The 11,768-nt window shown below is 37.9% G+C and carries 9 protein-coding genes; 1 reads left to right on the top strand and 8 read right to left on the bottom strand.

Features of this window, described 5'->3' with window-relative positions; genetic code table 11:
- From I6J02_RS14120 to I6J02_RS14090, 7 genes are all read right to left on the bottom strand, one after another.
- Positions 1 to 3,171, bottom strand: coding sequence for a hypothetical protein (locus I6J02_RS14120; protein ID WP_201678503.1), 3,171 nt, complete (start codon positions 3,169 to 3,171; stop codon positions 1 to 3).
- A gap of 384 nt (positions 3,172 to 3,555) precedes the next feature.
- On the bottom strand, positions 3,556 to 4,098 hold the full coding sequence (locus tag I6J02_RS14115) for a hypothetical protein (RefSeq protein WP_201678502.1): 543 nt from the start codon (positions 4,096 to 4,098) through the stop codon (positions 3,556 to 3,558).
- Positions 4,088 to 5,329 carry a PilN domain-containing protein gene (locus I6J02_RS14110; protein WP_201678501.1) on the bottom strand — a complete coding sequence of 414 codons (1,242 nt, stop codon included), beginning with the start codon at positions 5,327 to 5,329 and terminating at the stop codon, positions 4,088 to 4,090. Before I6J02_RS14110 ends, I6J02_RS14115 begins: the two co-directional genes overlap by 11 nt.
- Before the next feature lie 5 nt (positions 5,330 to 5,334).
- Positions 5,335 to 7,302 carry a secretin and TonB N-terminal domain-containing protein gene (locus I6J02_RS14105; RefSeq protein WP_236581911.1) on the bottom strand — a complete coding sequence of 656 codons (1,968 nt, stop codon included), beginning with the start codon at positions 7,300 to 7,302 and terminating at the stop codon, positions 5,335 to 5,337.
- A 5-nt stretch (positions 7,303 to 7,307) separates the two neighbouring features.
- Positions 7,308 to 8,762, bottom strand: coding sequence for a GspE/PulE family protein (locus I6J02_RS14100; RefSeq protein WP_201678500.1), 1,455 nt, complete (start codon positions 8,760 to 8,762; stop codon positions 7,308 to 7,310).
- Positions 8,763 to 8,766: 4 nt separating this feature from the next.
- Positions 8,767 to 9,270, bottom strand: coding sequence for a hypothetical protein (locus tag I6J02_RS14095; RefSeq protein ID WP_201678499.1), 504 nt, complete (start codon positions 9,268 to 9,270; stop codon positions 8,767 to 8,769).
- 3 nt (positions 9,271 to 9,273) lie between these two features.
- Positions 9,274 to 9,690 carry a type IV pilin protein gene (locus I6J02_RS14090; protein WP_201678498.1) on the bottom strand — a complete coding sequence of 139 codons (417 nt, stop codon included), beginning with the start codon at positions 9,688 to 9,690 and terminating at the stop codon, positions 9,274 to 9,276.
- A 375-nt stretch (positions 9,691 to 10,065) separates the two neighbouring features.
- Between I6J02_RS14090 and I6J02_RS14085 the strand changes: the two genes are divergently transcribed.
- Positions 10,066 to 10,893 (top strand): hypothetical protein, encoded by an 828-nt coding sequence (locus I6J02_RS14085; RefSeq protein WP_236581910.1) that lies wholly within the window; start codon positions 10,066 to 10,068, stop codon positions 10,891 to 10,893.
- Between the two features lie 360 nt (positions 10,894 to 11,253).
- Here the strand turns inward: I6J02_RS14085 and I6J02_RS14080 are convergent, their stop codons facing one another.
- Positions 11,254 to 11,724 (bottom strand): hypothetical protein, encoded by a 471-nt coding sequence (locus I6J02_RS14080; RefSeq protein ID WP_201678496.1) that lies wholly within the window; start codon positions 11,722 to 11,724, stop codon positions 11,254 to 11,256.
- Positions 11,725 to 11,768: the final 44 nt, after the last annotated feature.

Here is an 11,768-nt window from a genome sequence, read left to right as displayed (position 1 = left end):
TTAGGGGCGGTAATGGTAATGGTAGCTCTGTCTGAGCTGCTGAAACTGATCCAGGACATGCTGCAAGCGTTGCAGACCGTCGTATTGATAATACTCCGTCTGCCCTCTGGCATCGGTCTTACTTGTCATGCCCACTAGAGGTTTGTAGGTGTAAGAAGTAACCTGAGAACCTGGAAGATTAGAACGTAATTTGTCAGAAGCATTTTTGATAAGCCCTTCCATTTGAGATTCAGTATTCGTGCCTGAGTTTAAGTCATTAATTGTAGCCTGTGTGAGCACTGCAATTATCTCCGAATAAGTCGCATTCTTAATTTCTGCAATAGGATACTGTCCACCATACCCCCACAGATATACGCTCTGTGAATTAGACATATCCTTAAACTCTGTAGGATTTCCATAAGAATCATATAAAGAAATTTCCAGTTGTTGATATTCGTCAGCACCTCCATTCTTAGCATAAATCTTATTTATATTGACTCTGTTGTTATCAAAGTTTTTAAAAGCAATCCGCTGATCCAGCCTTTGATTAACTCCAATACTATCTGAAACAAGGACTATTTGGGTCAATTGATGCTTATTTTTTAGTAAAGATGTTTCAGCAGTCTTCAGATTTTCAGGAGCACTGGAAGAATAATATAGTAACTTACTCATAACCTTGCCCTCACTGTTCATCGTTTTGATACGCGTTGGTTTAAAATTATATAAGTCTCCGTAACTCATTATCGATTCTGTCTTGACATTGTTTGGAGAATTCAACATTATCGTAATAACAGAATCTTGACGGACCCATTTCGAAATCAGCCGATACTCATTGACATAAAAAGTTGCAGTTTTTTTAACTAAGCCATTTATATAAGGAGGCGAAGCAAATGCTATTACGTACCCTATTCCACGGATTGCATCAAATGATGGCTTGGTTCCTGGTAAAAAATGATAATTCCAAAAACTATCTTCGTCTTTAATCGAATAGGTATTTCTAACTTCTTTTATCGCTGAAAATAAACCATTATTATCGACATATGAAGTTTCTTTTAACAATAGACCATTAGCCCAATCCATACTGATTACCGGAGGTAAAGGATAAGAATATCGTCCGCCATAGTCTCCATAATAAGAAAACTCTGAATCAATCCTTATCTTTTTAGATGCATGTGACTGCAATTTAGATACAAAAGTATAACCTACGCTACTTCCTCGCACCGTATTTAGGGGATCTATACTGTTCGAATTTTGAATATAAAACTTATGCGCAACAAAATTGTCGGTATTGGCAACCAAAAAATACTTTTCCATCAGATAGGTGTACTTCGGTTTATAATTTATCTGTCCGGTAGATTTCCCGTCAATAGAATAAACATAACTTTCTACCAAGGGGGCTGGATCCATGGCGTTTGCATAACTTGTCTGTGCTTTTAACCTAAGTCCTCCCGCAAACCTGTTCCCTTCAAAATATTCTTTTGTTATCATATCATAACTCAGTGTTACATTAGTTGTTCTTGTACCGGTACTTGAAAACCGCATGGTGTAGGTTCCCGGTGTAAGGTTCAATCCAAGCGTCTGATTTTGGTAAGCTGTATAATCTGCCTGAAAACCATTGTTTCCCTGAATGGACACAATGTAATTCTGTGGGTCTTCAGGCTCGTTACCTATTCCACCTCCGGAACTGGATCCGCTTACCTGAATCTTGAGCAGAGATTGGTTAGTTGTAGCTCCCGGGGGGATTGAAAAATTTATTGTTTGAGAACTCGGGCTATTCAGATAGTGGTCAAAATGTGTTACGGTACTTGTTGTATCTTTCGTATAGTAGTCATTTGGTTCGTAGACAAAATCGGTATATCCCTTGCTAGGGTAGACAATTCTCGTCAGTATATTTGCCTGTATATAGTTGGGATCAACATCACGATTAGCTCCAGAGGTAAATCCAAATTCGGACTCAATTGGCAACAAGGTATTGTTATTCTTACCATTATAGTACCCCCAATGATCCTGCGAAAACGAATATCGACCTGGCAGATTCACCTGTTCATTATATTTAAAACTATAGATTTCACCTTGATGTTTTTTGACACTATCTAGTTTTAACCGCATAGCTTCTCCACCAGAACCAAAATAGCTATAATAAAAATTTGTATTTTGAACTACATCTGCCTTTTTTGTTTCAATCCTATCCAATACTTTTGTTCCTACAAGATCACTACGGTTTGCACCATAATGGAAGTTGACCTCTGTCCCGTCCGAGCTTAGTATCCGACTGATTACCTTTGAATTGACCGTCATATCGGTATTTATATTAATACAATCCAAACCGAAATTCTGGGTGCCTAATGGTCTGTTTCTGCTCAATGGCCGCTGAATTTTCTGTGTATAGATTAAAGAAACATATTCGAACTGAATGGTTGATCCTGTTGGAAGGGTAATAGCCGTTAATAACATTGTTTGGCCAGTAATAGAGGGTCCTGATGCACAGTTGCTCTCCAGCACCGAAAATTCAGACTCTGCAAAGGTATATTTCACTCCTTTTAAATCCGTGATTGAGATATTATTACCGAGGCCTGAATGCTCAATTTTAAAGCCGTTAAAGGGGATCGTATGCGGCTGTCCAAATTGATCAAAATAAAATTTTCCGCTATTCCCATTTATCGAATAGGAATATGTGTCTGGCTGTGTATCAATAGTCCCTTCCGCACTTCCTAATCCCAAGCGGTAAAAAACTCCACCTTCATATTCTTCTTGTTTATAAGAAAGCAGGTTTGTTAGATAATTATCTGGCAACTTAAACTCTGTAGAAGATAATGTCGCAAAACCATTATTCTGAAAATCTCCGATACCATTTACCCCAACAGATATATTGTCGTAAGCGCTCAAGGACCAGCCTAATCCAACACTGGAAGCTATTTCCTCCACTTTTATGCCACTGGCATTGTAATTTATAGAAATTGGAAACTCGTAGTCCTGCAGCTTCAAACTGAAGACCGGAATATTGATATTCGGTTTTCCTGTATACAGACCTACTGGAATATGGCTTATCCTATTAAATGCCATAACATCCGGACTTGAGGGCAAGTATTGTTTGGGATGAACATAATTTGGCTCAGAAGATTGACCATAAAGATTCCATGAGGATAATCCAAAAATTACCAGTAATAATATTTTGATTTGTTGACTTTTCATTAATTTAATGGTTTATAATAATCTGTTATTGGATAATATAATTCACAAAACAAAGGTTATTGTATTTATAGCATTCGATAATACTTGTAATAGGCACTTCCTAGCTTCAGTTTAAACTGTTGCGTTTAAATTATCGATTAGATATGTACCTATTCCATATCGATCTTATCAATTTCAATTACCTTCAAAATCGGTTCTTCCACCTTTGAAGGTCCAAATCATTTCTTAGATGACAAACTATCTGTTTTTGGCACTTTAAGGAAAGCACTTTCCGTTTTAATAAATTTTCAAAAAATCAAAATTTCCAAAATAATTTTATTTTAATTTAAACAAACACCATCAATATACAATTTATATTCTCTATACTCAAATAACGTCATTAAATTAATATTCTTTTACCACCCTAAACTCCAGTTCTGTCTGAATAGTAGTGGCATCCTGATCGTAGCGGGAATCTTCGGTTTTGAGGGTCACTCTTGACAGCAGTCCCAGCTCAGGAAGAGCTTCCAGTGCTTGTAGCTGCTGCACCAGTCCTTTGTATGTTCCGCTCACCATAATTGTTTTGCGAAGCGCTATAGTGTCGGCATCATTACTACGCTTTCCTGTAGCAGAGTTAGTATAAGAAAGGCTTATTCCGGGGTCGGTCATACCTTTACTGGCGTTCATTATAAAATTATCATTCCATTGTACAGAGTCTTTACTGTATCGGGACACTAAACTATCCAGAACACGACTTTTAAGGATCATATTCTTGCTTCCCTTACTATTATTGTCTGTTCCTGTCCCGATCTGTTGCTCCAGCCTGTTGTTCAGAGAATACGCATTCCATGTCTTGCTAAAGGCAAAGATCCAGCAGATAACAAAAGCTACTGCCGCAGCACTATATAGCAGCTTATTTTTCTTATAGTAAGATAGCTTATTCCACATGGTCGTTAAACTGAACCTGTAAAGTAAATAAAGGGTTAATCTGATTCTGGCCTGCTCCAAACTGCTCTATAGAGACTTTTTCTATCCATCCCTTCCGCTCCAGATGCCGGATCCACGCATTGAGCTGTGACAGTGACAGACACTGTCCTTTTATGAGAATACGCTGGGACAGATTTATATCATTGATTTTATTTTTACTATCAGATACCGGATTAATGGCTATACCAGAGATAACAATTGCTGAAAAATCCTGCAGGGACTGTCCTATCTGATCCAGCAACCAGGATTGCTGCACACCTCCGTTCCAACCCAGTGCTTTTATTTTCTGCTCCTGTAATTCTATTCTTTTTTGCAGCTTACTGATATCGGTCACTGTGCTCTGCTGAGCTGTAACTTGTGATTCGAGTTCCTGATTACGTCCGTAATAATAAGAGAAAACAACAGCATTCAATGCCAATAAAGTAAAAAGTAAACCGATAATAAGTAGCAGATTTTTATTGAATCGGATTTTCTCCCGCAGCTCAACGTAATCTGAGTTTACAGAATTTACGGATACAGTATAGTCTTCTTCCAGATAGTCATACATCAGACAGGAGAAACCTGCGGCATAGGCCCCCAGATATCGCTGATCTATAACCTGTGTACCTATCTTTGTTGTATATTTTTCGATAGCATCTCTGGAGTAGCTGTAAGAAAGCCATTCTTTGGTCTCTTTGTCAATCTGAATCGTATGTCCATCGACTATATAGTGCCCGTTATATTTGTTGATCTGCGACAGAACAGCGTTATATACAAAAGGCCCAATGTAAAGCTGTACCACTTCATTGCCGGAGGCCGCGATTTCCTCGATCAACTGATCTACCACATTCCTCCGTACCAATGCAATCCAGCTCATATGCTGCCCCTTATGTACAGAGTAGTAAAAGGATTCTTCCGAAAAATTAGGAAAGATTTCCAATATCTCTGCTGTGCCTATTTCGGTTGTATAATTTACCTCCTTGACAAGTACCTGTTTCCCTCCCAGCTGCAGTGCTATCGGCAGCTTAGGCTGCAGTTTCTCCGAAAGCTCCTGCCAACCGGCAGCCATACCTGTCTCCGCAATGTGCAGACTATCCTTTTCTAACTGCAATCTGCAATATTCCAAACGCACCTGATCTCCTTCCCGGGCATAAGTTATACCATAGCAGGACTGGATCTGATAGAATTGTCGGATAAATGCAGGTAGATTCACTGTCGTTAATAAATAATTGTTGGTTTGATAAAAACTACAGAAACAACTTTATTAGTGGTTTTCTCACGGCTGCTGAACAGCCATTTTAGTACGGGAATCCGTGAAAGCAAAGGCACACCACTTCCACTGCTGCTATTCTCTGTACGTTCTATACCTCCCAACACAATCATATCTTCATTCCTGGCCCGTATTATAGATTCAAACTTGCTTGTAGATGTGGGTGGAGGCTGACCATCTTTTACTGTTCCTACGAAATCAGATATATCTACTGTGATTTTGAGTGTTATCTGATCATCTCCGGATATAATAGGCTTAATATCAATATTCATATTAGCCTCTACCGGTGTAAATTGCTCCGTAGTAACCGTTGTTGTCTGTAGGGAAGGAATTACATTTTGAGTAGTAGTTTTATAATAGCGTTTACTTCCTATACTGAGTTTTGCCTGGTGTCCATTGAGTGTAGACAACTTGGGAATGGATCGCATCTCTACATTTTTGTTCGCTTCGAGTGCACTTAATGTCACATAAAAATTGGGTGTGACCCTCCCCAGATTAAAGGAGTTGTTTTTTCCCAGAAAGGATAAGAACCGGTTAATGGAACCTGCACCAAAAGTAAAATCTAGTGCCGGAAATAAAGAACCACCAGTTTGCGGAATGGAATCTGCTACTCCCATTTTTATTCCCGTCTTCACAGTATTACCTTTATTAATATCCAATAAGGTAACCTCTATCAGTACCATCGGTACGATCTTGTCCAGTTTGTGGATGTAAGCTTCGATCTCTGTAATCTGGGGAGAAGAACCTGAAAGCAGTAACATATTCTGTTCTCTGAATTCTTTAATTTCAACGTCTCGTTTCCATTCCATAGGAATCATGGTCATCATCGTATCAATAGAACGATGCTGCAACTGGATAATCTTACTTGTACGCAATCCTTCATTCTTACGGTTTCCGATCAGATAAATACCATTATCTACTCGGTACGTATACGGTGTACCCTGAAAAATCGAGCTCAAAAACTGATCAAAGCTGATATTTTTTACATTTGTCGTAATATTCCCGTCAATCTGACTGTAAAGGAAGTAATCGACATTAGCATCTTCAGATGCACGTTTTATCAGTTCACCAATAGGAGTATTAGAGGCTTGTATCGTAAACAGTTTACCTTTGTCTCCATTGCTTTTACCATATACAGCATAATTATTTGCACCCGTGTTGCCACCTCCCATCACATTCATCCCCCCTGCTCCCTGTACCTGTTGTGCTCCGGGTCTGAAACGTATATCCGTCTGACGGTCATCATTGATAAATACTTCTTCACCCGGTATCAGATTTTCTAAGACATAGACATTATCATTTGTTTTTTTATACTTCAGGCTATTGGCATATGCCAGTTTTTCAACTGCAGTCTCAAAAGGCGCTTCCGCCATATACCCTGACACCAACTTACCATTAAGGCTGACGGGCACAATAACATTCTTATTTGAAATCGAACTGATCTTCTGCGCTACCCGGGTAAGGGTATCATTCTGCAGATTATAAGTCAGTGATTCGTTGTTTACATTATATGAAATGTCCGGATCTTTGACCTTAAAGACAGGTCTGGCACCTGGCAATTTGGTAATCGACATAATACTGCCGATCACATTAATATCCAGTTGATATGTTTTAGACAGAAACAGCAAAACATTAAGTGCAGTTTCATCTCTGAAGTTATTGACAATATTAAAATTAAGCGAAGGGTCCACATTGATATTCAAGTCATTAGACTGTGCCAGTGCTCGTAAAAATTCCTGAACGGAAACTCCGGAAACGGAAAGTTTTACTTTTTTCTGCAATCCCGGAACTGAAGTTGATAATGCATAAAGCCGCTCTTCCACCCGTCTGTAACTCTCTTCGGGCTGCTGGGCATGACAGACAGAAGATAATCCGGCACAAAAAAGTATAAATAAGATAAAAATCCGAATGGACATAGTGGTTAATAATTAAATAATAATGGATATATTTCTTCTATTGTGGTTTCCTGTTGTGCAAAAAGTTCAAATGCATTTTCCCCTAATGTTTTGATTTTTCTGATTCTCAATTCGTCATCCACCTGTGTATTACCTTTCTTGATTTCTTCGGCGAGTCCCTGATCCAAAGGAATAATTTCATAAACAGCTTTACGTCCTTTAAATCCTGTATAATAACAGTCCGGACAACCTGTTGCTACAGCATGTTGTGTCAGTGTGTAATAGGGCACAAACTGCTTCGGATAGATTGCTGTATCCAATGCCTGTATCTTTTTACACTTCGGACATAATGTACGCACCAGACGTTGCGCTACTGATGTGTTAAGTGTATTCGCAATCAAAAAATTGGGAATACCCATATCCATCAGACGGGATATCGTACCCCAGGCAGAATTGGTATGAATAGTGGACAGAACAAGGTGGCCGGTAAGTGCAGCCCGGATAGCCATATTTGCGGTATCAGGATCACGAATCTCACCCACCATAATAATATCGGGATCCTGTCTCAGAAATGTCCGCAAAGCAGCACCAAACGTCAATCCTATATTTTCTTTCAACTGTACCTGATTGATTCCTTCCAGCGTATATTCGATCGGGTCTTCTATCGTCAGGATATTGGTAGTTGTCTTATTCAGGTGTTTGAGCGTAGCGTATAACGTTGTCGTTTTACCCGATCCGGTGGGTCCGCTGATCAACAGAATACCATTCGGCTTTTTGATACCGTGCAGATAGTTTTCCAGATCTTCAGGAGACATTCCTAATGAATCAATATGAATATTTGCAGCATTATTGTTCAGAAGACGGAGTACGACTTTCTCTCCATGAAGTGTAGGTAACACCGATACACGAATATCAAATTGTTCTTTCCCTTTATTATAATGTATCCTTCCGTCCTGAGGGAGTCTTTTTTCGGCTATATCCATGTTGGACAGAATTTTGATCTTATTGATCAGTGCCGGATAATCTGTTTTAGATAACACATACCGTTCGACCATCATTCCGTCTATTCTGACGCGGACTCTCCCCTTCTGTTCATAACTTTCTATATGGATATCACTGCTTTTGAGTTGTCTGGCTTCCTGAATCAGATTGTCCAGGAAATCATGATCGAAAGAAAGTGAACGGATTACGCGTTGTTCTTCAGATGTATGTTCTCCGAAATAATACGTATTCAGTAGTAAATCGATCTGTTCCGTATCACAGGCAGTCAGTTGAAATCCGGAATCAAACAACATTTCAAGCTCATTACGCAAGCCATCTTCTTCCGTCGCTTTATCATACAGAAAACGGAGCACAGCATTTTCTTTACCAACAGGTATAATCCTGTAGTGCCAGGCTACACTCCTTTGAATACTATTCAGCAACTCAGAAGATAAATTACGCCCTTCTAATAAAAGAGTATTATCTTTTTCAATCGACATTCGGTTAATAAAAATTCGGTAAAATTATTTCTCTTAAAGATAGATAATTAAAATGCTCCAATACAAATAATATCAAAAATAAAACAGCCTGCCATCCCGCTAAGGGTACAGTAATTTCCTTTTTAGTTCCCATCCTTAGTAACAGGCTCATCACTAATGCAAAGCCTAAACTCAGGACAAAGAACATAAAATATCCCCATAGGGTAAAATAAACAGCGATAGCAATAAAAAACACAACATCTCCCCATCCCAGTACGGTATCGAATATCCACTGCCAATGTCCATTCCTGATCCGGAAATAAAGTTGCAGTATCAGCAGTTGCAAAACAATAAATAGGAGATTCAACGCACTGTACAAAGACACCTCATGCCAACCGTAATCACGTATACTTATTGTTGATAATCCCAGAAAAAGTAAAGGAAAAAAATACCAGGTGACTCCCCGGTATCTGAAATCCTGATATGCAATAAGGATTAAAATCAATACAATAAAGATTTTCAGCCACATAGACTAATCCGGAGTTACTTCCCGCAGATTTTTGTCCTGATCGATCTCCCACACATTAAACGTACCGTCACCATCAAAATCCACTACAGCAGTAGCTTTTGCTATAAATGAGTTTTGCTCTGCTTTGACAATTTCAATGCGATAGTTCGCCTTTCCGTCCTTACCGTCCGTACTTAGCTTCTCCTGCACAAATCCCAGCTCTTCCAGATTTCCACTATATTTGGATTTCTCATAGAAATAATTTTGCTGTAAGGTCTGCACATGCTGTAATTGCATTTTAGCTTCCGTACTCTTGGCCTTTGTAATCAATGGCAGTAAATTAGGCAGTGCCAGCAAGATCAAAATCCCTATAATTACCAGTACAACAAGTATCTCTGTCAGGGTGTATGCTTTTAATTTATGCTGGTTAATAATCTTCATAACGGTTATTTCAAAATTTACACGAAAGGTAATAAAATATTCGGGTTCAAAAAAATAATCAATGCGATTAATTATGTTTTAGAACGTTAGAAACAGAAGATACATCTTATCCTTGCAGACCACTGTAAAGGTATCCATACCTGAGCCCTATTGACCTGTACTCACTTTTTAAGCGCAATGTAAATACTGCATACATATCGGCAGGCTCTATATCCTGTAATAACGACAAAAACAACCCCATAATTGGTTGATTACATTTTTATAATTTCAAAATACACCCTATATTTACAGAATATAGAAAATTATAATCGCCAAACTAAATTATTAATCCATATGCACAATGTCAGATTCATTATTTTACTACTATGTATAGGCATGACAACTGTCTCTAAAGCACAGGTGTACAATGATGTGGCCCGTTACGCTATTCAAGGAATTCCGCAATATGGTGTTAAAATCCAGACCAATATTCCGTTTACGCTCTCTGCTGATATGCCTACTATTAATCTGATCGGCTATAGTTATGGCGCCAAAGCTCCCATGAATCTGCAGATTAATTTTTACATCTGGCACGACAACAATGTGCTCTATTTTTACCAGCCTGTGATTTCTTCTTCCGGAGCATATACCCCTAAAATCTTATTAGCGAATGAAGGAGGAAAAGTAGTTATTTTCATTGATGATAAAGTTAATTTTCAACGGTTCTATGTAAATGCATTCTCCGGATACAATCAACCGTCATATTATCAGGGCTGGACAATTATTGATGCACCCTTGACAGGTACAGATATTGCTGAAATTTCGTACACAAACAGGTTTAAAGGAGATATTTACCTTTCCGGTGATGGAATCTGGAACAGTCAGGGTAACGTAGGAATCGGAACGATTTCCCCACAGGAAAAGCTCTCTGTCAACGGAAAAATAAGAGCTCATGAAGTTAAAGTGGAAACCGCCAACTGGCCGGATTATGTATTCTCAAAAGACTACAAGCTTATGGAACTGGATGAACTGGCTGCTCATATCCGGGAAAAGGGCCACCTTCCGAACATCCCCAAAGCGGAGGAAATAGAAAAAAATGGCGTCGCGCTGGGAGAAATGAATCGAACACTGGTAGAAAAAATAGAAGAACTGACACTCTATCTTATAAAATATGCTGAAGAGGTAAAAGAACTGAAAAAGGAAATTCAGGAATTGAAGAAGTAGGTGAATCAGTTACCCAATAATAGGGTTAGTTAGCGGATTTCACCTGGCTTTAAAGCTTCATTATTTAGTAGTACTATTGAACCAGAAGTTTGCATTGTATTAATGAATTCAAAACCTGGCCTATATCTTGTTTTTACAGGCCACGTTCTTTGTTTATTTCTGTTTCTATTTTATATAATCTATTCATTTGATTTTTATGTTATCAAGAGATAATTAGGTAATGGAGTCGTATTAAATATGCTAGCCTTAGATAACCTGATTAAACAAATTATTAAGAACAGAGATACTATGTATTAAATCCATCTCTCCTCTATATAGCATATAAACAAACACTAATACTTTAAATAAACAGCTTCTTTCTCACTTGTTGTAAAAAATCTCTCTTATTTTATAATAAGTGTTCAGTTTATTTAATTCTATTCCTAATAAAACAGCACATTTTTCTTCCCAATCATTTGGATATTTTGTTTTGAAATAATTAAACACTATATCATGAGTAGATGGATTACTAAAGTCATTCTCATTAAATCTCAAATCTTTATTCTCCTGTTTTTTATACATAACTCTCCACGAATTATACATATAAAGATAATGTAGGACAATGGAAATACTAATAAAATTTATATCCTTGAGATCAAACTCCTTTTTTTCTCTATCAATTATTAATTTATAATGATTAGAAACGACATTGAAGTTGTGCTCGATCAATTCAGCTACGTTATCAATATTTTGGTTAGAGAGAACAAGATTTTCCTTATTTGATTTTACTCTAACATTCATACCTTCGCTTGATAAGCCAAGAGTGATATTTTCTATTTTTATTTCTTTCATACATCGTTCATATCTTATTGACTTTTTAGATAAATTATTATAAT

The organism is Sphingobacterium spiritivorum, assembly GCF_016725325.1.
In the GTDB taxonomy this organism is placed as follows: Bacteria; Bacteroidota; Bacteroidia; order Sphingobacteriales; family Sphingobacteriaceae; genus Sphingobacterium.
Note: the sequence above shows the minus strand (reverse complement) of the source record. Positions and strands in the feature narration are given on the sequence as shown.

Excerpts from the sequence above, each read along its gene's own strand:
- I6J02_RS14085 (WP_236581910.1), top strand. The coding sequence starts at position 10,066 with ATGACAACTGTCTCTAAAGCACAGGTGTACAATGATGTGGCCCGTTAC.
- I6J02_RS14100 (WP_201678500.1), bottom strand. The coding sequence starts at position 8,762 with ATGTCGATTGAAAAAGATAATACTCTTTTATTAGAAGGGCGTAATTTA.
- I6J02_RS14120 (WP_201678503.1), bottom strand. The coding sequence starts at position 3,171 with ATGAAAAGTCAACAAATCAAAATATTATTACTGGTAATTTTTGGATTA.
- I6J02_RS14105 (WP_236581911.1), bottom strand. The coding sequence starts at position 7,302 with ATGTCCATTCGGATTTTTATCTTATTTATACTTTTTTGTGCCGGATTA.
- I6J02_RS14095 (WP_201678499.1), bottom strand. The coding sequence starts at position 9,270 with ATGTGGCTGAAAATCTTTATTGTATTGATTTTAATCCTTATTGCATAT.
- I6J02_RS14090 (WP_201678498.1), bottom strand. The coding sequence starts at position 9,690 with ATGAAGATTATTAACCAGCATAAATTAAAAGCATACACCCTGACAGAG.
- I6J02_RS14115 (WP_201678502.1), bottom strand. The coding sequence starts at position 4,098 with ATGTGGAATAAGCTATCTTACTATAAGAAAAATAAGCTGCTATATAGT.
- I6J02_RS14080 (WP_201678496.1), bottom strand. The coding sequence starts at position 11,724 with ATGAAAGAAATAAAAATAGAAAATATCACTCTTGGCTTATCAAGCGAA.